This is a genomic window from Sphingomonas sp. HMP9 (assembly GCF_013374115.1).
GTDB lineage: Bacteria > Pseudomonadota > Alphaproteobacteria > Sphingomonadales > Sphingomonadaceae > Sphingomonas.
In genome coordinates this window covers 2,016,121-2,038,822 of sequence record NZ_AP022673.1, presented here as the reverse complement: position 1 = coordinate 2,038,822, position 22,702 = coordinate 2,016,121, and the positions used below count along the sequence as shown (strand labels likewise).

Genomic DNA, 22,702 nt, shown 5'->3' with positions numbered 1-22,702 from the left:
GAAAGGGCGGTGGGCGAAAAACGCGCGTGCATCACGACGTCGCCCCCGGCTGGACCCGCGGCTGCACCGTCACCGTCGCCGTCCGCCCGACGATCAGCTGCGTCCCCTTCGGCACGCTGGTGAGCTTTACCCGCACCGGGATACGCTGCGCCAGCCGCACCCAGTTGAAGGTCGGGTTCACGTTGGGCAGCAGGTTGGTCGTGTTGGTCCGCTCGCTGTCGTTGATCCCCGCGGCGATGCTGTCGACGCGACCGTGCAAGGCCTGCGGTTCGCCCATCAGGTGGACGACGACCGGGTCGCCGACGCGGATGCTGCCAAGCTTGGTTTCCTCGAAATAGCCTTCGACGCGCAGCGAATCGGTGTCGACCAGCGCCATCGCCTGCGCGCCCGTCGCGATGTAATCGCCGGGGTGGAGATCGAGGTTGGTGACGATCCCGTGCACCGTCGCGCGCACCGTCGTCCGCGCGAGGTTGAGCGCGGCGGTCGAGCGCGCGCTCTGCGCCTGCGCGAGCGACGCGGAGGCGGTGGCGACGCGCGCGACGTTCTGCTCGTGCGTTTCCTTGGCGACCAGATCGCCGAGTGCCAGATCGCGCTGGGACTCCCGCCGCGCTTGCAGCAGCGTCGCGCGCGCGCTTGCGATCGAAGCGTCCGACTGCGCCAGCGTCAGCTGGAAGCGCGGGCGATCGACGACGAACAGCACGTCGCCGGGCTTCACCGCCTGGTTGTCGTGCACCGCGACCTGCGTGACGAGGCCGGCGACGTCGGGGGTCACGCGGACGATATCGGCGCGGATATGGCCGTCGCGCGTCCACGGATCGGTCTCGTACCGCTTCCACAGCCACAGCGCGACCAGCACCGCGAGCGCGACGATGATCAGCGTGACGGCCGAGCGACCCAGCGGAGCGAACAGCGATTTGAGGCGGGAAGAGGTCATGCGGAAGGTCCGGTCAGCAGGGCGAGCAGCCCGAGGATGAGGATGAACAGCGCGAGGTCGACGAGCGGTCGGTACGTCACCGCGCGGTAGGCGCCGGCGAACGCGAGCAGCCGCGTGGCGATGCCGGTGAGGATGACGGCGGCGACGGCGAGCAGCAGGATGCTCGGCAGGTAGACGCCGCCGATCGAGATTTCGCCGGTCATGCGGCCGCTCCGTATGCTGGCGCCGAGGGGAAGAGATTGCGGCGCAGCGACGTCAGCGCGAGCACGCCGGTGCGGTGACGATCGGGCGTGCTGGTCGCGAAACCGGTCATCGCGGCATCGATTCCGGCGAGCAGATCGGGTTCGGGCGGCGCGGGCTCATCCGGACGCAACGCACGGTAATGCGCGCCGATACCACGCAGGACCGGCGTGATCACCGCGGCCTCGTCGATCGAGCCATCCATCCGCAATTGCTTGAGTTCGCCGACCGCGACGCCGACGCGCAGATCGGTCAATGCATCTAGCAGGGGCTTGCCGGGATCCTCGCCCTGCAACGCAAGCCGCGGGGCGAGCAGGCCGATGCGATCCAGCATCCGCGCGATCCAACCCGCGGCGTCGGGGCGGCTCATCGAGTCGCTGCGTGCGGCCAGTTCGCGCCAGCCCGCGCGGATCAGTCGCCGCGCGCTCGTATCCGCGCCGATCGTCTGGAACAGGCCGACGGTAACGACCGCGAACAGCGTGCCGATCAACTGCGCGATGCCGCCGTTGAGGAACGCATCGAAGCTGCCGCCGAACCGGTCGTTGAGCCCGACCGTGTTCAGCGCGCCGAGCAGCGCGCCAAGCGTCATCAGCAAGGTCGCCGGGCGCGCGAGGAACATTCCCCCGATCAGCATTGGCGGGGCCAGCACTGCGGCAAGCGTCACGAAATCGGTCACGCGCGGCAGGATCGTGAACGCGTAGACGGCCGAGATGACGAGCCCGACGATCGTTCCGTAGAAGAACGCCAGGATGGAGGGTGCGGGGTTGTCGCTGTTGCCGAACAGCGCGCAGCACACGCCGGCGATCAGCACGGCGCCGGCGCCGTCCGCCCAGCCGGTACCGATCCAGAAGATGCAGCCGAGCAGGATCGTCGCGACGGTGCCGGCAGCGGCGCGGAGCGCGATCCCACGGTCGCGGTGCAGCGGTCGCTTGGCGATCCGGGCCAGTAACCGCGCGACCGCAGGCGTGACCGGCGCGCGCGACGGCGAGCGCATCTGGTCGCGCAGGTCGCGCGCGTTGCGGTGCGCGTCGACCAGTTCGGCCAACCGCGCGAGCAGGCTGAGCCGCAACGCATCGCGCCAGATCAGCGTGTCGCCCACCACGGGCTCGAGGACGCGGGCGCGTTCGATCAAGGCGTCCGCGGTCGGGCCACGCTCCGCCACGGTCGGGGGATCGCGCAGCCATTCGCGAACGTCCTCTATCAACGCCAGTGCTTCCGGGCGGGGCGCATCGGCGCCGCGCTTGAGTTCCACGATCCGATCATCGACGGCGCTTGCCAAGGGCAGCAGCATCGACAACTCCGCCTGTAACGCGCGCAAAGTCCGCGTGCGTGGCAACAGGCGGGCAGTGTCGAACGGCAGGTGGATCGACAATTGGTGAAGCTCGTTGATGTCGAGCGCGAGCCGCCGGCGATCGCGGTCGAGCGTGGCATCCGACGCCCCGGCCAGCGAGTCTCGCGACCAGCGTTCCGCATCGGCCAGGATCGCGTCGATCCGCGCGAGCAGCGTCGCGGTCACGGTCTGCGGGAAGACGAAGCCGTGGATCAGGCTTCCGCACAGAATGCCGATCGTGATCTCCTGCACGCGCAAGGCGGCGATCGTGAACACCGCACCCGGCGTGGTGACCGACGGAAACCCGATGATGCTCGCGGTATAGCCTGCGAGCAGGAACAGATACGCACGCGGCGTCCGGTCGAGCAGCGAGATATACAGGCACAGCCCCAGCCACAGCGCGAGGCCGAGCGAAAGAAGTTCGGGCGCGTTGACCAGGTTCGGCACCAGGACCACCGCCGCAGCCGCACCGAGTACCGTGCCGGCGACACGGAACACCGCCTTCGACAGCACCGCGCCGGCCAGCGGCTGCGCGACGATGTACGACGTCGTCACCGCCCAATAGGGACGTGTCAGCCCGATCCTGAGCGCGATGTAATAGGCCAGGAACGCGGCGATCAGGCATTTGACGGAGAAGAGCGCTTCCTTCCCGCCGAACCGGGTGAGGTTCATCGCGCGTGATCCGCGGTGAAGCGGGCGCCGAGCCGCTCTGCGACGCGCAACGCGGTGACGAGATCGTCGTCAGACACGTCGTCGAGCATTGCCGCGCGCAGGCTTGCGAACTTCGCCTCGATCGTGGTCACGAGCGCGCGGCCGTGATCGGTCAGGCGGATACGGCTGACGCGTGCGTCGGCGGGGTCGCGGTGGCGCTCGACGAGGTTGGCAGCCGACATCTGATCGATCGAGCGGACCAGCGAGGCCTGCGTCACGTCGAGCTCGTTCGCCAGGTCGGTCTGGCGGACGTCGTCGCCGAGCCGCCCTACCTGTACCAATGTCCAGCCGATCGACGCCGACACGGCCATGTCGCGCAACGCCCGGTCAGCTGCCCGCCGCCACATCTTGGCGAGCGGCAAGAGGGTGCGAGCGTAGGACGATTCGAGGAGGACGCGAGAGGAAGTCATTAGCGTGCTAAGTAATGACGTTTACGTGTGCTGCAATGCGGAATCGGTGCATGACAGAAAAGTTAGGAATGGTTTCAGCCTGATGGCTCCGTGCCGGCTCGACCTATGATGGATTGGGGCGGCAACCCGGCACTGACTTACCGTCCGTCATCCTGACGAAAGTCAGGATCCTGGGTTACGCGCTGCGTCCTGCTTGGCTCTGGATCCTGACTTTCGTCAGGATGACGGGTGTGGGCGTGGGGCGCGGTCGGGCGAAGTGCGAAGCATCGGGCGTATTGCGAGTTTGTCGTGACGGGATTTACTCCACCGCGAGAATCACGTGGCTCGCCTTGATCAGCGCCAGTGACCGCGTGCCGATCTGCAGGTCGAGCGCCTCCGCGCTCTCCTTGGTCAACGTGGCGGTCAGCGTCTTGCCGGGCGTCAGTTCCAGCGTCACCTCGCTGGAGATCGCACTGTCCTCCCGTGCGATCACCGTCCCGGCCAGCGTGTTGCGCGCCGATGTTCGTAAACTGTCGTCCCCGCGCGCGAGAATGACGAAGCTCGACTTGATCAACGCCAATGCGGTCGCGCCCGGCACCAGCCCCAGATCCTCGGCACTGCTCCGCGTGATCGTTGCGACGATCTCCACGCCTTCGGCAACGGCCAGCGTCACCTCGGCATCGATCGTGCCCGGCGTCACGCGCGACACGGTGCCGCGCAGCACGTTGCGCGCGCTCGTCTTCATTCCGATTCCCCACAGCAAAGGCTTCAACGACAGCCCGTTCGATACGCTCGCCTCGATCCGCGCCATCGCGCTGGCGAGCTCGGCCTCCGCCACGGCATAGCCGTCGAGCACGGCGATGCCTGCCGCGGTTATCGGGCTCGCGCCGCCATCCTTTCCGCCCGCCGCGGGGAGAACGAGCGGGCGATCGAACAGGTTGTTCATGACCTGAACCGCGTCCCACGCCGCCTTGTAGCTAAGCCCCACGACCTTCGCCGCGCTGGTGATCGAGCCACCGTCGCGGATCGCGCGGAGCAGCGCGATCCGGTCGGCGCCGACGCGACCGGTCCGGTCCTTGGCAAGCAGGATCGTGGCATGGAGGGCGGGGTCGGGCGGCACGGTCATGGCCGCCCTCATAGCTATTGTCGGATGCGGAAGATAAGTCCGATCGTGCGCGGGTCACTCGGCGTGGCGAGGATCAGACCGGGATTGGCCGCCTGGATCGTCACGTTCTGGGTACAGTCGCGCTACGTAAGCAGGGGTTTCGAAACGAATACCGGGATTTGTGACACGGGGCACCCACACTCTCTCCGTCATCCTGACGAACGTCAGGACCCAGGGTTACGGGCGGCGTACTAGGTGGCTCTGGGTCCTGACTTTCGTCAGGATGACGGACGGTAGAGTAAGGGACGTACAGCGGGCTCAGGCGAGGAGCGCGACGATCTCCGCCGCGATGTCGGCCGGCAGTCGCGACGCGCCGTTCGCCACGGTCGACACCGTCGCCCATCGCCCGAGCAAACCCGCCTCGGCCATCGCCGCATAATTCGTCCGTACCCGGTCCTGCAGCCCGGTATCCGCCTCATACGCATCGAACGCGTCGTCGGTGTAGGACCGCTTGCGTTTCTTCAGGATCAGCCCGCGGGCGATGTCGGCGGGGGTGTCGAGATATACCGAGAGATCGGGTTTCGGCAGCGCGAACGAGTTCGTCTCCAGGTCGGCGATCCACGTCATCATGGCGTCCGCCTCATGCGGGGGAAGCTGCGCCGCCTGATAGGCCATGTTCGAGGCGATATAGCGATCGAAGACCACGACCTCGTTGGCGGCCATCGTCGCCAGCAGATGCTCGCGCGATTCCATGCGATCGAGCGCATACAGTACCGCTGCTGCCTTGGGCGGGGTGCCGCGCGGCAGCGTCCCCGCCAGCATCGCGCCGAGCGCCCAGCCGCCAACCGTCTCGGTATAGCGCGGGAACGACACGACGTCGGCGGTGCGGCCCGCGGCGCGCAACTGCTCGACCACCAGTGCCGAGGCAGTGGCCTTGCCCGCGCCGTCGGCGCCTTCGATTGCCAGGAGGAAGCTCATGCGGCTGCCCTAGCAAGCCTTACCGGCTCACCAAAGCCCGCAAATCGATCAGTCCGCGCAGCAAGGACGTGCCGCCTGGCGACGCGATGTAGCGCGGCGTCCAGTTCGGCCTGAACTTCTCCTTGTACGCGCGCAGCCCGGCAAACCCGTAGAAACGCTCACCGTGGCGGAACAGGAATGCGGCCACCTTCGACCAGGTCGGCGAGAGCCGCCGCGCCTCGATCCCCGACAGCGGCGCCATCCCCAGCGAAAAGTGGCGATACCCATGCTCGTGCCCCCACAGCATCAGCCGCGTGAACAGAAAGTCCATGCCGCCCTGCGGCATGTCCTCGGCATGGCGCATCAGATCGACCGACAGCTCCTGCCTGTTCGGCGTACCCCAGACATTGGCAAAGGCAACGACCTTGCCGTCGATCCGCACCACGGCGCAGTCGAACTTGGCCATATACTCCGGATCGAACCGACCGACGCTGAAGCTCTTCTCGGCATGGTCCTTGTCGGCCAGCCACCAATCGGAGATCGCCTCAAGCTCGGGGATGATCGCGGGCATCTCGGCGGCCGGGACGACCGCAAACTGCGCGCCCGCACGCTCGGCGACGCGGCTCGCTTTCCGCACGCTGCGCATCTCGGGGGTCTCCAGCGTGAAGCCGTCGAGGTCGACCGTCGCCTCCTCGCCATATTTGACGAGCTTGAGCCCCATCTCGATCGCGATCGGAACGATGCGCAGGCCGATCTGGTAGAGCAGCAGGCGGCCCTGTGCGGCATCCGCGCGTGCACGGATCGCCCAGAGCAGCTCGGACCAGGCCTCGCTCGGCCCGACCGGATCGCCCAGCACGATCCAGCTCGCACCCTTGACCTGGTACATCAGGAACGCGTCGCCGCTGTCCGACACCAGGAAACGCTTGTCGCCGGTGAAGGCGAGCATCGCGTCGGTGCGGTCGGCATGCGCGAGCGCGGCGGCCGCGACGTCGTCGGGCAGGATGTCGTGCACCATCGGCACCGCCGCCGCCGCGAACAGCCGCCAGATCGCCGCACCGATCAGCAACAACCCGACCGCCAGGCTGGTCCGCAGGAAGCGCGAGGCGTTCGCATTGGTCTCGAACTGCCACCATAGGTCGCTCGAATAGCCGACGCGGCGGTAGGCGAAGAATCCGATCAGCACCGACAAGCCGATTGCGGCACCGACGCCGACCAGCCATTCGGGCGACAGCGGCTCGGCGGTCAGCCGCGTCCGCCGGTAGAACGCGGCGCGCGTCCATTGCAGCGCGGCCGTGGTGAGCAGCAGGATCGTCGCTTCCTCGTAATCGAGGCCTTTCGCGATCGACAGCAGCGCGCCGGCGACGAGCAACGTCCGCGCCGCCCAGAACGCGCCGTCGAGCCGGCGGTAGAGCCCGAGCGCGACCAGCAGCAGCATGACGCCGACAAGGCTTGCCGCGACATGCGCCATCTCGCTGATCGGCAGCGGCAGGATCGTCGCGAGTGCGTCCATGCGGCCTGGCGCGGCGGGAAGCGCTCCCGATACGAGCAGCATCGCGCCGCTCATGAACACGAGCACGCCCAGCAACAAGGGCGCAAGCGGCAGCGCGATCGCGAGCGGATCCGTGCCTCGGCCGCGCCACTGGCGTCCCTCGTGCACCGCCATCAGCACCGCGGCGAGGATCAGCGGCGCGACGTAATAGATGATGCGGTAGGCGAGCAGGGCGGCAAGCACCGCGGCATTGTCCTGCGGCATCGTTGCGATGATCACCGCCTCGAATACGCCGAGCCCGCCCGGGACATGGCTGATCAGCGCGACGACGATCGCCACCGCATAGCCCAGGAACAGGACCGGATAGAGCTCGGGCGAAGCGTTGGGCAACAGGACGAACAGCGCTGCGCTCGCCGCTGCGAGGTCGACGGTCGAGACCAGAAGGAGCGCGAGCGCCTGCCGCCAGTTCGGCAGAGGCAGCCGCCAGCCGAGCAGCCCGATCGCCCCGCCGCGACGATGACGCAGGACGATTCCCAGCATGACGAGCGGAATGACGATGCCGATCGCCCGCTCCAGCAGCGGCGGCATCGTCCACTTCACGATCGGCAGCATGCCCGGATGAACTGCCATCGACAGGCACGCGACGGTGATCACTCCCGCCCAGAACGTGACGCCGGCAATGAGGACGACGCGGGCGACGCCGGCTTCGTCGAGCCCGGCGCGACTATAGACGCGGTAGCGCGCCGACCCGCCGGTCAGCATCGCCAGGCCGAGATTGTGGCTGATCGTGTAGCTGGTGAACGATGCTACCGCCGCTGTCCGCCACCGCAGCGGGTGGCCGATCACCTGCAACGCGATCGAATCGTAGAAGGTCAGTGCGATATAACTGATGACGGTCAGCCCGATCGCCACCGACAGCTGCGACCAGCCTAGCGCCGAGAACGCCGCGCGTACTTCGGACAGGCGGATCTCCGCGGTCAGCTTGTGGATCGCCGCAAAGCCAAGCACCGCGACGACCAGCACCGCGAGTGCGATCAGCGTGCCACGGCGATGCGCGATCCAGTCGCGGATCCTGATGACCAACGGACGCGTCGTCATCGGGTCAACCGCGGTGCCAGGTCTGCGTCTTGCACAGGAACCCGCCGATCAGGCAGCCCTTCACGTCGATCGTGTTCGTGTCGACCAGGGTCAGCGTCGACCCAAAGGTGCGGCCCATGTCGGGGACGAAAATCTGGCCCGACCATTTCCGGCGGCCGCTGGGGCGATATTCGCGGAGCAACGCGGTGCCGATCAGTTTCGGCGTGCCGCCATCGCGCGCGTCGGCCTGCGCCTCGTCGCTTGCCCGCACGACCCAGCCGCACAGCCTGTCCCCGCAGGCACCGGTCTTCACCGCGACGCTGTTCTTCGGGTTGTGCCAGATCCCTTCCACCGGGGAGGCCGCAGCGGAGCCGCCCGCGACCATCGCGAGGGCCATCATCACAGGACTCATCGATCGATCCTCAATCCGCAAAAATGAACCGCGCCAGCACCTCGTAGAGCGCATCGGCGTCGCGGTGAAGCGGGTGCCCGCCCGGCAGCGCTATGCGCGTCGCATTGGGCTGGGTCAGCAACGGGCATAGGCTGCCGACCTCTTCCGCGCCCTGCACACAGAGCAGGGGTGCCCAGGTCAGTCGCCGCGCGGTCGGCATCGCATCGACGGTGGGCGTCCAGTAATCGAAGACCTCACTCGGCGACGCACGGAACTGGACATTGTCCTCAGGCACGATCAGCGCCACCTTCGCGATCTTGGCGCGCAGTTCGGGGGCGAGGTCGACCAGTCCGACATGCAGCATGTCCGCGCCGAACGACTGGCCGATCAGCACGACCCGGTCGGTATGCCCGAGTTGCAGCGCACGCTGTTCGGCACGCGCGATCAGCGTCGTGATGTTCGCAGGCGTCCGCGTCGTGCGCAGATAGGTCAGCGTGTTGATCGCGACCACCGGCACGCCGTCCGCCGCGAGCCGCTGCGCGATCTCCGGCGCCATGCCGATCTTGTAGCCGAGATCGCCGGTCAGCAGCACGACGGCAAACGGACGCTGCGGCCTGGTCGGATAGACATCGGTAAACAGCGGCCCACCGAAATAGCCGAGCCAGCCCATGAAACCCGCTACGGCCAGAGCGGCCAGGACCAATACGAGTAGGAATCGGCGCAGCCACGTCATTCGCAACCGATTGCACGCAGGCGAGTGATAGGCACGTGGAGCCGGAATGACGTTTTCTTCACGCACTGCGGCGCTGCGCCATATTCTTCCCCGTTGCCGAACGCGAGAAGTTTCACAGGTAGAATTCAATACGATTTGCTGATTGCCTCACGCCTCGTCGGGATCGTGCGCCAGTCGCTCATGATGGCGGATCACTTCGTCGATGATGAAGCGCAGGAATTTTTCGGAAAACTCAGGGTCGAGCTGCGCCTCCGCCGCGAGGTGGCGCAGCCGGGCGATCTGGCGTTCCTCGCGGCCGGGATCGGCGGGGGGCAGGCCGTGCGTCGCCTTGTGCACGCCCACCGCCTGCGTCACCTTGAAGCGCTCGGCGAGCATGTGGATCAGCGCCGCATCGATATTATCGATGCTCTGGCGGTATCCGTTCAACAGGTCGTCAGCCATCGCACACCCTTCCGGATTGGTTCGCGCCGCCTTTTGCGGGGATGCGTCCTACTCCGCAAGACCCGGCAAGGGTTGCTTTGCAGAGGCATAGGCGTCAGAGGCTCGGGAAGATGAGCGCCACCGTCCACCGCCTCGAAACCCTACGTCCCAATCCCGAGTCCCAGCCGTCGCTGGACCCGATGGTCAAACTCGTCACTAGCGACATGGACCAGGTCAATGCGGTGATCCGCGGCCGGATGCAGTCGGAAATCCCGCTGATCCCCGAACTCGCCGGTCATCTAATCGCGGGCGGCGGCAAGCGGATGCGGCCGATGCTGACGCTCGCGAGTGCGCAGCTTATCGGGTATTCCGGCACGCAGCATCACCTGCTCGCCGCCGCGGTCGAGTTCATCCACACCGCGACGTTGCTCCACGACGACGTCGTCGACGGCTCCGACCTGCGCCGCGGCAAGCGCACCGCCAACATCATCTGGGGCAACCCCGCCAGCGTGCTGGTCGGCGATTTCCTGTTCAGCCGCAGCTTCGAACTGATGGTCGAGGCCGGCAGTCTGAAGGCGCTGAAGATCCTGTCCTCGACCAGCGCGGTCATCGCCGAGGGCGAAGTGAACCAGCTCACCGCCGCACGCCGCGTCGATCTCGGCGAGGAGCGGTATCTCGACATCATCGGCGCGAAGACCGCCGCGTTGTTCGCCGCCGCCTGCCGAATCTCGGCGGTCGTTGCCGATCGTACCGAAGCCGAGGAGGCTGCGCTCGACGCCTATGGCCGCAACCTCGGTATCGCGTTCCAGCTGGTCGACGATGCGATCGATTACGTGTCGGACGCCGATACGATGGGCAAGGATGCGGGCGACGACTTCCGCGAGGGTAAGATGACTCTCCCGGTAATCCTCGCCTATGCGCGCGCCTCGGCCGAGGACCGCGCGTTCTGGAAGGACGCGGTCGAAGGTCGCCGTGACAGCGAAGCCGATCTGCAGCACGCGATCCGCCTCATCCGCTCGACCCGTGCGATCGACGACACATTTGCGCGTGCCCGCCACTACGGGCAGCGCGCGATCGACTCGATCGGCGGCTTCCCCGACGGCGCCGCCAAGGACGCCATGGTTGAAGCTGTCGAGTTCGCGGTCGCCCGCGCATACTGATCGCTTTAGCGGATCGGTGATCCGGCGTTCGGCAACGTTGCCTCGCCGACAGCGGGCGATTTGCCGAACAGAGCGCGATCGGCGGGGCCGAAGGCGTATTTCCACAGGATGTAGAGATAGGTGGCCGCGATTGCGGGCTCGCCGATCGCGAGTTCGACCCATTCGTAGCGCTTGGGGAGCGCGGTGAACCCAGCCCCGACGACGATCGCGGCGAGCGCCGCCCAGACCAGCGGCCAGCGCCACGGCGACACGTTCGCGCCCAGCAGATGGCCGAGCAGCTTCGACTTGATGATCGAGGTCAGCGCCACCGACAGCATCAGCGCGATGGCCGGGCCGGCCGCCTGATAGTTGACGGGATAGCCCAGCGCTCGGATCGTGAAGATCAGCGTAAAACTGAGGCCGACCTGGAAGGCGAGCATCGCTGCCGAGATCATCAGGTTGCGGTGGCGCGCAATGTAGACGAGCGCAGATTCGCTGACCGCGCCGGTCGAGGCGAGTACTTCGGCGGTGAGCAGGAAGGCGAGTGCCGCTGTGCCGGCGACGAATTGTGGGCCGACCACGCCCATCACCGCTTCGCCGGGAATCGAGCCCATCAGCGCAAGGCCGCCTTGCGCAGCCATGATCCAGAACGCGACCTGGCGGACCTGGTTGGCGATCGCGGCGCGGTCGTTGATCGCGAGGCTGTGCGTGATGACGGGGCCGAGGATCGGATCGAAGCTGGTCTTCAGCTTCTGCGGCAGGGATGCGACCTGCTGCGCCATGTAATAGATGCCGACGACCTTCGGCTCGAACATCACGCCCAGGATGAAGCGATCGACGTTGCGGCTGCCCCATTCGAGGATGTCGGCGCCGGCAAGCGGCACGTTGGCGCGCGCGAGCGCATAGAGCGGGCGCAGGTGCGGCGACCAGCCGCGCGGCACGCCGTAGCTGCGCAGGAACGGCACGAGGCTGGCGATCAGTGCGGCGGTCATCGAGGCGACGTAGCTGAGCACGAGCCCGTCGCGGATCGTGAAGTAGGAGAACGCCCAGGCGGCGATCGAGATCGTCCATGGCTCGACGACCGCGCGCGCCGTCACCGCGGCCTTGACGTTAAGGCGATAGGCAAGCGCGGCGAGGCTGACGTCCGACCAGGCGATCGCGACGATGATCAGCGGCAGGAACCGGTCGAGCCCGGTGATCGCGCTGTTCGGGTACATGATCTGCGGGAAGGTGCAGAGGACGGCGCTGGCGATCAGCGAGGCGACGAACGCCACCGCCATTGCATCCCACACGACGTTGGCGTGCGGGCGATCCGCGCTGCTGAGCGCCTGCGCGAGACCGCGCTTGAGCCCGAGCGTGGCGAGCAACGCGGCGAGTTCGACGACGACGACCGCGATCGCGAACCGGCCGACCAGGTCGGGACCGTAGATGCGGCCGGCAATGAACAGGAACGGGATCCGCGCGGCGAGGCGGAGGACGAAGCCGGCGATGTTGGTGCGACCGCCCTTGGCGAGCGTGTCGATATCCTGCGTGGATTCGGTCACGGGCGGGCGCCGTTGGTGCGTCGCGTCGCGGCAAAGCCGCGTCGTCGGTCGGAGCAAGCGCTCCGCCGGCCGCGCTGGTACGAGTCAGCCGGGCGCGGCCGGCTGCCCCCCTTCGCGTTCAATGCGCCGCGCCCCAGCTGAGGCCGGTGCCGATTTCTATGCCGAGCGGCACGTCGAGCGTCACCGCCGGCGTCGCGGCGTTGGCCATCACGCGTTCGATCACGGGCTTGGCCGCCTCGACATCGCCCTCGGGCAGTTCGAACACGAGTTCGTCGTGGACCTGGAGCAGCATGCGCACGTTGGGCAGCCCGGCTTCGAGCAGCGCGGGGCCCATCCGGACCATCGCACGCTTGATGATGTCCGCGCTCGTGCCCTGGATCGGCGCGTTGATCGCGGCGCGCTCGGCGCCCTGGCGTTCGTGCTGGATCTTCGAGCGGATCCGCGGGAAATGCGTTTTCCGCCCGAACAGCGTCGTCGTGAACCCTGTAGCGCGGACGCTTTCGGTGGTGTCGACGATGTAGCTGGAGATGCCGGGGAAGCGATCGAAATAGCGGTCGATCATCGCCTGCGCTTCGTCCGCGCTCACGTCGAGGCGGCCGGCGAGCCCCCAGCGCGAGATGCCGTAGAGGATCGCGAAATTGATCGTCTTCGCGCGGCCGCGCGTGTCGCGGTTGACCTCGCCGAACAGCTCCTGCGCGGTGAGGCTGTGGATGTCGTCGCCGTTCGCGAAGGCCTGCTTCAGCGCGGGGACGTTGGCCATGTGCGCGGCGAGCCGAAGCTCGATCTGCGAGTAATCGGCGGCGAGTATGACGTTGCCGGGCTCGGCGACGAACGCGTCGCGAATCTGGCGCCCGATCTCGGTGCGGATCGGGATGTTCTGGAGGTTGGGATCGGTCGACGACAGCCGTCCGGTCTGCGCGCCGGTGAGGCTGTACGAGGTATGGACGCGGCCCGTCGCCGGGTTGATCTGCGCCTGCAACGCATCGGTATAGGTCGATTTCAGCTTCGACAACTGGCGCCAGTCGAGCACCTTCCGCGCCATTCCGGCGCCGGGCGAGTCCTTGTCCGCGGCGATCCGCTCGAGTTCGGTGACGTCGGTCGAATAGACGCCGGACTTGCCCTTGCGGCCGCCCTTGATCCCCATCTTCTCGAACAGCACGTCGCCCAGCTGTTTGGGGCTGCCGATCGTGAACGGCGCGCCGGCGAGCGCGTGGATCTCGGTTTCCAGGCTCGCCATCTGGCCGGCGAACTCGGTCGAGAGTTTCGACAGCTTGGCGGCGTCGACCTTGATGCCGTGCATCTCCATCTGCGCGATGACGGGGACGAGCGGGCGATCGACCATTTCGTAGACGCGCGTCGAGCCCTCGGCGGCCAGGCGGCGCTTGAACCGGCGCCACAGGCGGAGCGTCACGTCCGCGTCCTCGGCGGCGTAGTGGGTCGCGGCCTTGAGGTCGATTTCGTTAAAGGTGCGCTGCGACTTGCCGGTGCCGACTACATCCTTGAACGCGATGCAGGTGTGCGAGAGGTGCGTAGCGGCAAGTTCGTCCATGCCATGGCCGTGAAGCCCCGCGTCGAGATCGAAGCTCATCAGGATCGTGTCGTCGAACGGTGCGATCGTCACGCCGCCGGTGGCGGCGTAGGCGCGCGCCAGCACGATCATGTCGTATTTGAGATTGTGGCCGATCTTCAGGATGCTCGGATCCTCCAGCAGCGGCTTCATCTTCGCCAGCACGATCGCGCGGTCGAGCTGGACCGGGTTTTCCGCGAGCAAATCGGTGCCGCCATGCGCGATAGGTACGTAGCAGGCGAGGTTCGGATGCAGCGCCATGCTGATTCCGACCAGATCGGCACGCGTCGCGTCGATGCCGGTCGTCTCGGTATCGATCCCGACCCAGCCCTGATGCCGGGCGATCGTGATCCACCTGTCGAGCGCGGCTTCGTCGACGACGGTCTCATAGTCGTCGTGCTTGCAGAGCTCGTCCGCGTCCATGTCCGCCACGACGGGCGACTCGGGGACCGGCGCCTCGGCTACCGCGGAGAGCTTGGCGATCAGCGACTTGAAGCCGTGATGTTCGAGGAACGCGCGCAAGGGTGCGTCGGGGATGCCCTTGAGTTCGAGGTCTTCGAGCGGTTCCGGCAGCGACACGTCGCATTTGAGCGTGACGAGCACCTTCGACAGCCGCGCCATCTCGGCATGCTCGATCAGGTTGTCGCGCAGCTTGCTCTTCTTCATGCCGTCGGCAGCCGCCAGCACCGATTCGAGATCGCCATGTTCGAGGATCAGCTTGGCGGCGGTCTTGGGGCCGACGCCGGGGACGCCGGGCACGTTGTCGACGCTGTCGCCCATCAGCGCGAGCACGTCGCCGAGTTGCGCAGGCGTGACGCCGTGAAACTTCTCCGCGACATGCTCGGGGCCGAGCCGGCGGTTGTTCATCGTGTCGTACATGTCGAGCCCGGGCTCGATCAGCTGCATCAGGTCCTTGTCCGACGACACGATCGTGACCGACCAGCCCTGTGCGAGCGCGGCCTTCGAATAGCAGGCGATGATGTCGTCCGCCTCGAGCCCCTCGGTCTCGATGCAGGGCAGCGAGAAGGCGCGCGTGGCGTCGCGGATCATCGGGAACTGCGGGATCAGATCGGCGGGGGCGGGGGGGCGCTGCGCCTTGTACTTGTCGTAGAGATCGTTGCGGAAGGTCTTGGACGACTTGTCGAGGATGACCGCCATGTGCGTCGGGCCGTCGGCCGCGTGGACCTCGTCCGCGAGCTTCCACAGCATCGTCGTATAGCCGTACACCGCGCCGACTGGCTCGCCATGCTTGTTGGTGAGCGGTGGCAGCCGGTGATAGGCGCGGAAGATATAGCCGGAGCCGTCGACGAGATAGAGATGGGGCATCGCGCGCGGTCTAGCGGATGCGGGCGCGCGGACCAATGGGCGAAGCGTGGTTGTTGGGTATCAGGTGGTGGGAAAAGCGGCGGGGTGCTTTGGGCGTCTCTTGCCGCTTCGAACTAAGCACCACCCCGGCGAAGGCCGGGGCCCAGTTGGAAAGGTTGCAGTAACGATGCGTATCGCTTCGTTATCGCCGTCCCCCAACTGGGCCCCGGCCTTCGCCGGGGTGGAGACGTAGGTTTTGGGGTTCTCCCGCGAAGGCAGGAGCCAAGGAGTCGCAGGCGCTATCGTATGTGGCTCCTGGGCCCCCGCGTTCGCGGGGGAACACGGGGTTACTTCTTGATCAGCCCGATCTCGACGAGGCGCTCGTACAGGTAGTCATGCGCGGTGATCGGCGTCGGGTAGCGGTTCGCGTTATCCGGGGTGATCGTGCCCGGCAGCGTCTCGATCAGGAAATCGGGGGCGGGATGCAGGAAGAACGGCATCGAGTAGCGGGAGTGGCCGCGGCGTTCGGGGGGCGGGTTGACGACGCGGTGCGTGGTCGACGGGAGGACGTTGTTGGTCAGGCGCTGGAGCATGTCGCCGACGTTGACGACCATTGCACCCTCGGGCGGCTTGATCGACAGCCAGCGACCGTTCGCGCGGTCGAGCAGTTCGAGCCCGGCTTCCTCGGCGCCGAGCAGCAGCGTGATGAGGTTGATATCCTCATGCGCGCCGGCGCGGACGCCTTCGGCATCGGCGGGGATCGGCGGGTAATGCAGCAGGCGCAGGATGCTGTTGCCGTCCTTGACCGCTGGGTCGAACCAGTCGGGCTTCAGCTTCAGGTGGCGCGCGATGGCCGACAGCAGCTTGTCGCCCGCGCGGTCGAACGCGGCGAACAGTTCGAGGAACACCGGCTTGAAACCCTCGGGCCGCGTCGGCCAGACGTTCGGCGCCATCGTGTCCGCATAGTGATGACCCTCCGGCAGTTCGCGGCCGACGTGCCAGAATTCCTTGAGATCGACGACCTTGGCGTCCTTGGCGATCTCGGTCTTGAACGGCGTATAGCCGCGCGCACCGCCGCCACCGGCGATGTGATAGCCGCGCTTTTCATCCTCGGGCAGGTCGAACAGCAGCTTGGTTTCGGCCCAGGCGCGCTCGATCAGGTCGGCTGGGATGCCGTGATCGGCGACGATCGCAAAGCCGTATCGCTCGAACGACTCGCCGAAGGCGGCTGCAAAGCCATCGGGGTCGGTGTCTTGCGTGGCGAGGCTGAGAGTTGGGACCTGGGCGGCGGGCGTGTCGAGCATGGGGTTCGTGTCCGGTTTGGGGGACGCCCGATATAGGGGGGCAGGGGCTTGGTGCCAAATGCCGGAGTTAGGGCTGGTACATTATCTTGTCGAATGATCCTCCCCCTGGCGGGGGAGGATTGTAGACTAGCCGCTGATGACGATCGTGCCGGTCGCCTTGTCCGCGCCGTCGGGGGCGAGTTCCAGGCGGAAGGGTTTGTTCTCGTCCGTCGTGCCGATCAGGTTCGGGCCGTCCGCATGGACTTGGTAGCCGACCTTGCCGAGACGCTGTGCGAACCAGTCGCGGACGGTCGCCGGGGTGGCGGGACTTGCAAACGCGACGCGGAGCCCGCCGGTCTTGTCGTCGCCGACGATGTTCAGCGTCTTGATCGACGAGCCCGGATACAGCCGCACGCCGTTGAGGTCGAAGTCGTCGGCGTTGATCTTGATCTTTGGCAGCTTCACCGACCCCTGGAAGCCGGGGACGTCGATTTTCATCTCGCCGGTCTCGCCGTTGATCGCGCCGAGCACGTTGCCGCCATCGGCGTTGATGGACACCGATGCGCCCTCGTTCGAACGGTCGCAGGCGGACAGCACGAGCAGGCCGGCGGTGGCAAGCAGAAGGGGGCGGTACATGGCGATCTCCCGAGTGTGTTGCGGTCGCAATACAGATAGGACGCGCGGGCCGATCTCACAATCCCGCCTGACTGGTACGGATTGCGCCGGTTGACGGGTTTCGCCAGACAGCCCGAGCGGGTAAGGCGCACGCATCATGCAGACCCAGGACCCCCAATCCGACGCGCCGGCGATGCGTGGCGCGCCGATCGGCTTCGTCGAATTCGTCGCGCTCGTCGCCTCGCTGATGTCGCTGACCGCGCTCGGAATCGACTCGATGCTCCCGGCGCTGCCGGCGATCGGCGACTCGCTCGGTGTCGCGTCGGAGAACGGCCGACAGTTCGTCGTGACCGCGTTCGTCATCGGCTTCGGCGTCGCGCAGCTCGTCCATGGGCCGCTCGCGGACCGGTTCGGGCGGCGGACGGTGCTGCTGTGGTCGCTCATGCTCTACATCATCGCGAACGTGGCGTGCGCCACTGCGGGAAGCTTCACGCTGCTGCTGGCGGCGCGGGTGTTTGGCGGCGCGGTGATCGCAGCGGCGCGCGTGGCGACGATCGCGCTGGTGCGCGATTGCTATCATGGGCGGGCGATGGCGCGGGTCATGTCGATTGCGTTTATGGTGTTCATGATCGTGCCGATCCTGGCGCCGACGTTCGGCTGGACTGTGCTGCAGTTCGGCGACTGGCGCGCGATCTTCTGGACCGTCGCGGTGCTGACGCTGGGCGTGCTCGTCTGGTTCTACCTGCGGATGCCCGAGACGTTGGCGCCCGAGAACGTCCTGCCGATTACGCCGGGGCGCATCCTGAGCGACTGGCGCCTGACGCTGAGCGATCGCAATTCGCTTGGCTACACGCTCGCGTCGACCGCGCTGATGGGCGCGCTGTACGGCTATCTCAATTCGATCCAGCAGATCATGGCGGACGTGTTCCACAAGCCGACATTGCTCGCGCTGATCTTCGCGACGACGTCGGTGACGATGGCGGCGTGCAACCTGCTGAACTCGCGGATCGTGATGCGGCTGGGGACTCGGCTGATCAGCCACGGGGCGCTGTCGGTGCTGATCCTGGTGTCGCTGGTCCATTTGTTCGCGATCGAGATCGGCTTCGAGACATTGGTCAGCTTCGCGGTGTTCCAGGCGTTGACGCTCGGTTGTTTCGGGCTGGCGACGTCGAACTTCTCGGCGATGGCGATGGAGAATATGGGGCGGATCGCCGGCACCGCGTCGAGCGTGCAGGGGTTCCTGAGCGTTACCGTCGGTGCGGTGTTCGGCGCGCTGATCGGGCAGGCCTTCAACGGTACCACCGTGCCGCTGGTCGGCGGGTTCCTGCTCGCAGGTCTGGCCGCGCTCGTCGCCATCCTGATCACCGAGCGCGGTCGCTTGTTCCGGCCCGCCGCCACGGCGCCGTTGCGCGCTTGAAGGAACCACCGCGCACGTCCACCGTTCGCATCTGGTAGGCCCGCACCGTGCGGGCGTCCTGGAACGAGGGAGTGTGACCATGGGCGGACATCAGGTGCCGAGTGCCGGATCGGGCGACGACGGCTATGACGAAGAGGGCTATGACGAGAGCCAGCGCGCCGAGATCCTCGAGGCCACGCGCAACGGGCCGAGCGACGGCATCATCCTGACCGACCTCGAACCCGACCTCGGCGAAGACGACAAGGACGACGAGTCGATCGACGAGACCCGGATGGACTCCGAGGAGGTCGGCGAGACGGATGCATCCGTCACGATGGATGAGGCCGACATGGACGAGGACGACGTCCAGGACGAACTCGACGACGACAGCATCGACGACGACGAAGACCTGAAGGACGCCGACGACGTCGCGCTCAAGCCCTGAACGATCCGCGACGCGCTTGTGCCGGGCGCGTCGCCCTTAACCGATGGCGTTGGCCAGGATCGCCAGATCGGCCGCGTTGAATGCAGCGCCGGCGGCATCGGTCGGTTGCTCCACCGCATTATCCGAAACGCCCGAGACCGCGTTCGTGGCGACCGGTTCCGGTGCATCAGCGGCGACGTCATACGCCGTCCACACGATCCCCGCCGACCAGAACAGGGCCGCCCAGCGGCTGCGGAACAGGCGTGAAAATCCCATCGATGCTGCATTGCACACCGATCGTCACCAGCCGGTAAACGCATAGCCTTAACACCCGGCTCGACCGCTTTTTGCCGCTTTTCCGCTGTATTCCCGCCCAGTCCGCCGCCGCGGCGCCATGGTTCGTTCATGCAACTGACAGGAACTGTTGCTGTAACGCAACACAGCCGAACAGTTCCCTGAATGTGACGTTTTTTGTGCAACCATGTGCCCGCCGACCTGTTTCGACTTGCCTGGACCAACCGGCGCACCGTGCAGCCGGCGATCCACGCAACACTCGAGATAAGGTCACTTTCATGCGTAAGCTTTCCCTGGCAATCGCCCTTGCCGCCGCAACGGTCGCAGTTCCCGCCTTCGCGCAGGACATGTCGGCACCGGCCCCCGTCGACAACAGCGCGCAGCCCGGCGAGGCAGCAGCTCCGGACGGTTCGAAGGCATTCGGCATCGAGCCGTATTTCGGCGTCATGGGCGGCTGGGAGCAGTTCGACAACGAGCGTGGCCACGGCATCCCGCAGGCCATCAACGCTGACGGCACGAGCCGTCGCGGCTACAAGCCTTCGGGCTCGCTGGTCCAGGGCGTGCTCGGCGTGAACGTGCCGCTCGGCCCGGTCTTCGTCGGCGCAGAAGGCAACGTGATCAAGGGTATCGATGGCAACATCGATTGGGAATATGGCGCAGCAGGCCGTTTCGGCTTCCGCGCCGGCGACAGCGGCCTGATCTACGGCAAGGTCGGCTACCAGTGGGTCAACTTCGACCATTTCTCGGGCCGTTCGAACGTCGTCGCGAACACCAAGCGTGACTACAGCGCGATCACCTACGGCATCGGCGCAGAAGTCGGTCCGCAGAGCATTGGCCTCAAGGGCATCACCGGCAACGCTGGCTTCCGCATCCGTGCAGAGGTCAACACCTTCGGCGACGCACAGAGCTTCCGTCCGATGCTCGGCATCATCACGCACTTCTAAGCCTTTGCCTCGCAAGAGGGAAAAGCTGGACGCGTAACGGGGGCGGGGAGTGGCTAAGGCCATTTCCCGCCCTTCGTGCGTCTGGCGACTTCGGGTGTCGGAGAGTGAAGTATAGAAAGTATAGACGCTGGCGCGGTGATCGCGCGAGGGGCGCAGGCCGCATGAAGGGCGGGGAGGCGGCGCTTCCCCGCCCTTCGTGCGTCTGGCGACTTCGGGTGCCGGGGAGTGAAGTATGGAAAGTATAGACGCTCGCGCGGCGGTCGCGGGAGGGGGCGCGGGAGGGGGCGCGGGAGGGGACGCGGCCGCACGAAGGGCGGGGGTGGCAGCACTTCCCCGCCCTTCGTGCGCCTGGCGGCGGCGTGCGCGGGGGAGTGAAGTATAGAAAGTTTAGACGCTCGCGTGGTGATCGCGGGAAGGGGCGCAGGCCGTACGAAGGGCGGGGCGTGGTGGTATTTCCCCGCCTGTTGTGCGCCTGGCGCCTGAGGGTGCGGGGAGTGAAGTATAGGAAGTATAGACGCTCGCACGATGATCGCGTGCGCACGCCGGATGGATCGCGGGGGTGTGTGCACGTCGCGTGGGACTGGGGTTAGGGTTGGCACGCGGCGAACTGGGCATGTCGGTCTCGTGTAGGACAGCGAAATCTCGCGCCGCTGCGAGACGGGTGCGTTGCCGATCCAAATCGTCCGAGACGAGACCTGTGCGATGTTCACGATGCGTTCGCCTCGTTTCCGACTCCGCTCGCCGCAAGGCAGGGCCGCCCTACGGTGACTTTCGCGCGCGCGTGCGTACGCGCGAGCGATGATGGAGTATGTGTTTGATTTCATGCGGTTGCTCGGGGGCGATCGCGCTGGCGCCACGCGGGGGCGCGGGGGCGCGCGCGGAGCCCAGCCGGGAGTCCTGCTGCAGCTTCGTCTGGTGTTCTACGGCGTGCTGCTCGGGCTGATGATGCCGGTGATCCGCCAGATCGACTGGTCGGCGCTGGTGCCGCCGGGCCTGAAGATCGAATGGCCGACCGGGTTCGGTATCGCCTGGCCCGCCGGACATCTGCGCGTGCCCGGTGGCTGGGGCTGGGGGGCGGACGCAGCCAAGACGGAGGCGTCGCCCGCTGCGGTTGCCGGTGCCGCGGCCAATGCCGGTGCCGCCACCGCCGCGACCGGCGCGCTCGCGACCGCGGCGGGGGTTGCCAGTGCGGCGTCGTCCGCCGCGGCGCTCGCCTCCGCGCTGTCGGGCGGCAAGGCGGTCTCCGCGCGCTTCACGATCTGCGGCCACGCCAAGCGGATCGACTGCATGGTCGACGGCGACACCTTCTGGATGGCAGGCACCAAGATCCGCATCGCCGACATCGACACGCCGGAGACGCACCCGCCACGCTGCGCGCGCGAAGCCCGGTTGGGGCAGGCCGCGACGGTGAAGATGCAAGCGCTGCTCAACGCTGCCCCGTTCACGCTGGTCCCGATCAAGCGCGACGTCGACCGCTACGGGCGCAAGCTGCGGATCGTCAGGAGGGGCGGGGAGTCACTGGGGGAGGTGCTCGTCCGCCACGGACTCGCGCGCCACTATGGCGGTGGCAAGCGCTCGCCATGGTGTACAGTATTTTAAATCCACTATTCGTACGAAGTAATTATATTATAAATTTCAGCGCAACGCTCGCGAGAGAGTGGAACCTCACCTTGCCCACCGGACAAGGTGAGGCATCGACTTAGGCGATGTTAAGATCTTTCGTTGGAGTCCAAACGGGTGATCCATTAGAAGCCTTCAGTAGGTCGATTCCACGCTGACAATCCGCTTTGTGCACATAACCCTCGCTACTTACAGCGATGGTCCGGCCATTACTGGCCTCATAGGTCCAGCGCCATTCGTTGCGGTTGTCGCGATAAATCCAGTATGATGGAAAAGGTCTGCTCATGATGCACACTCCAGCAGCATTGATTGAATGCGCTTTGGAGCGTATGACCAATATGCAGTGGTCAGGGCATACGTCCTCGACCCGGGATGTCGGTGCTGCAAGCTCGATCACTCAGGAAGGCGGAGTTGCTGTGGAGGCAACTTCGCCTTTCGCACATTTACTTCTACTCTGGTTAATTTCTCCGTCAATCGGAATCGAGAACAAACGAAGTTTTTCTCGGAAACCTTTGCTCGTTTAATTGGGTTCAAAAAGATCATTCCGGCGTAACCTTTGTATCAGCTCCGTATCCTATTGAAATTCCATAATAAAAACTCGCGGAGCTGTTCCGACTTTATTCGTTGATTGAACGGCTTGTACGGCATAGTGTTCTCAGGTTGGTTTTGGGAGTACGCGGTATGGCTAACGAGAACGTATTCGAACGCGCCCGTAGCCCGCGAGCGCCAAAGTACTCGCTACCACAATCACTGACTTACGCCCGAAGCATCTATGACGCAGTCCATCGAAGCGCC

General features: G+C 66.2%; 21 protein-coding genes. 5 read left to right on the top strand and 16 right to left on the bottom strand.

Annotation, left to right across the window (positions count from 1 at the left end):
- Positions 1–31: 31 nt before the first annotated feature.
- The 10 genes from HMP09_RS08985 to HMP09_RS08940 all read right to left on the bottom strand — a co-directional run bounded on the left by HMP09_RS08985 (position 32) and on the right by HMP09_RS08940 (position 9,797).
- Positions 32–934, bottom strand: coding sequence for an efflux RND transporter periplasmic adaptor subunit (locus HMP09_RS08985; protein ID WP_176500074.1), 903 nt, complete (start codon positions 932–934; stop codon positions 32–34).
- On the bottom strand, positions 931–1,137 hold the full coding sequence (locus HMP09_RS08980; RefSeq protein WP_132737194.1) for a DUF1656 domain-containing protein: 207 nt from the start codon (positions 1,135–1,137) through the stop codon (positions 931–933). Before HMP09_RS08980 ends, HMP09_RS08985 begins: the two co-directional genes overlap by 4 nt.
- Positions 1,134–3,176 carry an FUSC family protein gene (locus tag HMP09_RS08975; RefSeq protein WP_176500073.1) on the bottom strand — a complete coding sequence of 681 codons (2,043 nt, stop codon included), beginning with the start codon at positions 3,174–3,176 and terminating at the stop codon, positions 1,134–1,136. The genes HMP09_RS08980 and HMP09_RS08975 overlap by 4 nt, the downstream gene beginning before the upstream one ends.
- The gene (locus HMP09_RS08970) at positions 3,173–3,625 is read right to left on the bottom strand and encodes a MarR family winged helix-turn-helix transcriptional regulator (protein WP_176500072.1); all 453 of its coding nucleotides are present in this window, start codon (positions 3,623–3,625) and stop codon (positions 3,173–3,175) included. Before HMP09_RS08970 ends, HMP09_RS08975 begins: the two co-directional genes overlap by 4 nt.
- A 298-nt stretch (positions 3,626–3,923) precedes the next feature.
- A complete protein-coding gene (locus tag HMP09_RS08965; protein ID WP_176500071.1) occupies positions 3,924–4,730 on the bottom strand; it encodes a TOBE domain-containing protein in 807 nt (268 codons plus the stop codon).
- A 297-nt stretch (positions 4,731–5,027) separates the two neighbouring features.
- A complete protein-coding gene (locus HMP09_RS08960) occupies positions 5,028–5,687 on the bottom strand; it encodes a thymidylate kinase (RefSeq protein ID WP_176500070.1) in 660 nt (219 codons plus the stop codon).
- A gap of 19 nt (positions 5,688–5,706) precedes the next feature.
- Positions 5,707–8,253: a bifunctional lysylphosphatidylglycerol flippase/synthetase MprF gene (gene mprF / locus HMP09_RS08955; RefSeq protein WP_176500069.1), complete on the bottom strand. Its 2,547-nt coding sequence runs from the start codon at positions 8,251–8,253 to the stop codon at positions 5,707–5,709.
- Between the two features lie 4 nt (positions 8,254–8,257).
- On the bottom strand, positions 8,258–8,644 hold the full coding sequence (locus HMP09_RS08950; RefSeq protein WP_176500068.1) for a DUF2147 domain-containing protein: 387 nt from the start codon (positions 8,642–8,644) through the stop codon (positions 8,258–8,260).
- A gap of 10 nt (positions 8,645–8,654) precedes the next feature.
- Complete coding sequence (locus HMP09_RS08945) at positions 8,655–9,356, bottom strand: AcvB/VirJ family lysyl-phosphatidylglycerol hydrolase (protein ID WP_176500067.1); 702 nt, start codon at positions 9,354–9,356, stop codon at positions 8,655–8,657.
- Positions 9,357–9,503: 147 nt separating this feature from the next.
- Positions 9,504–9,797: a chorismate mutase gene (locus HMP09_RS08940; protein ID WP_176500066.1), complete on the bottom strand. Its 294-nt coding sequence runs from the start codon at positions 9,795–9,797 to the stop codon at positions 9,504–9,506.
- A 110-nt stretch (positions 9,798–9,907) separates the two neighbouring features.
- On the opposite strand from HMP09_RS08940, the gene HMP09_RS08935 reads away from it, so the two are divergent.
- Entirely contained in the window at positions 9,908–10,936 is a 1,029-nt protein-coding gene (locus HMP09_RS08935) for a polyprenyl synthetase family protein (protein WP_176500065.1), read from the top strand.
- 5 nt (positions 10,937–10,941) lie between these two features.
- Here the strand turns inward: HMP09_RS08935 and HMP09_RS08930 are convergent, their stop codons facing one another.
- The 4 genes from HMP09_RS08930 to HMP09_RS08915 all read right to left on the bottom strand — a co-directional run bounded on the left by HMP09_RS08930 (position 10,942) and on the right by HMP09_RS08915 (position 17,250).
- Positions 10,942–12,459 carry a lipopolysaccharide biosynthesis protein gene (locus HMP09_RS08930; RefSeq protein ID WP_176500064.1) on the bottom strand — a complete coding sequence of 506 codons (1,518 nt, stop codon included), beginning with the start codon at positions 12,457–12,459 and terminating at the stop codon, positions 10,942–10,944.
- 118 nt (positions 12,460–12,577) lie between these two features.
- Positions 12,578–15,352 carry a DNA polymerase I gene (gene polA / locus HMP09_RS08925; protein WP_176500063.1) on the bottom strand — a complete coding sequence of 925 codons (2,775 nt, stop codon included), beginning with the start codon at positions 15,350–15,352 and terminating at the stop codon, positions 12,578–12,580.
- A gap of 326 nt (positions 15,353–15,678) precedes the next feature.
- Complete coding sequence (locus HMP09_RS08920) at positions 15,679–16,635, bottom strand: isopenicillin N synthase family dioxygenase (RefSeq protein WP_176500062.1); 957 nt, start codon at positions 16,633–16,635, stop codon at positions 15,679–15,681.
- Between the two features lie 126 nt (positions 16,636–16,761).
- Positions 16,762–17,250: a hypothetical protein gene (locus HMP09_RS08915; protein ID WP_176500061.1), complete on the bottom strand. Its 489-nt coding sequence runs from the start codon at positions 17,248–17,250 to the stop codon at positions 16,762–16,764.
- Between the two features lie 136 nt (positions 17,251–17,386).
- On the opposite strand from HMP09_RS08915, the gene HMP09_RS08910 reads away from it, so the two are divergent.
- Both HMP09_RS08910 and HMP09_RS08905 read left to right on the top strand, forming a co-directional pair.
- Positions 17,387–18,646: a multidrug effflux MFS transporter gene (locus HMP09_RS08910; protein WP_176500060.1), complete on the top strand. Its 1,260-nt coding sequence runs from the start codon at positions 17,387–17,389 to the stop codon at positions 18,644–18,646.
- Between the two features lie 79 nt (positions 18,647–18,725).
- Positions 18,726–19,070, top strand: coding sequence for a DNA primase (locus HMP09_RS08905; protein ID WP_176500059.1), 345 nt, complete (start codon positions 18,726–18,728; stop codon positions 19,068–19,070).
- A 36-nt stretch (positions 19,071–19,106) separates the two neighbouring features.
- Here the strand turns inward: HMP09_RS08905 and HMP09_RS08900 are convergent, their stop codons facing one another.
- A complete protein-coding gene (locus tag HMP09_RS08900; RefSeq protein WP_176500058.1) occupies positions 19,107–19,325 on the bottom strand; it encodes a hypothetical protein in 219 nt (72 codons plus the stop codon).
- Between the two features lie 296 nt (positions 19,326–19,621).
- Here HMP09_RS08900 and HMP09_RS08895 point away from each other — a divergent pair, with 296 nt between their 5' ends.
- The gene (locus tag HMP09_RS08895) at positions 19,622–20,287 is read left to right on the top strand and encodes an outer membrane protein (RefSeq protein WP_176500057.1); all 666 of its coding nucleotides are present in this window, start codon (positions 19,622–19,624) and stop codon (positions 20,285–20,287) included.
- 810 nt (positions 20,288–21,097) lie between these two features.
- The gene (locus HMP09_RS18395; RefSeq protein WP_232090156.1) at positions 21,098–21,886 is read left to right on the top strand and encodes a thermonuclease family protein; all 789 of its coding nucleotides are present in this window, start codon (positions 21,098–21,100) and stop codon (positions 21,884–21,886) included.
- Positions 21,887–21,986: 100 nt separating this feature from the next.
- Here the strand turns inward: HMP09_RS18395 and HMP09_RS18670 are convergent, their stop codons facing one another.
- Positions 21,987–22,193 (bottom strand): YegP family protein, encoded by a 207-nt coding sequence (locus HMP09_RS18670; RefSeq protein WP_176500056.1) that lies wholly within the window; start codon positions 22,191–22,193, stop codon positions 21,987–21,989.
- Positions 22,194–22,702: the final 509 nt, after the last annotated feature.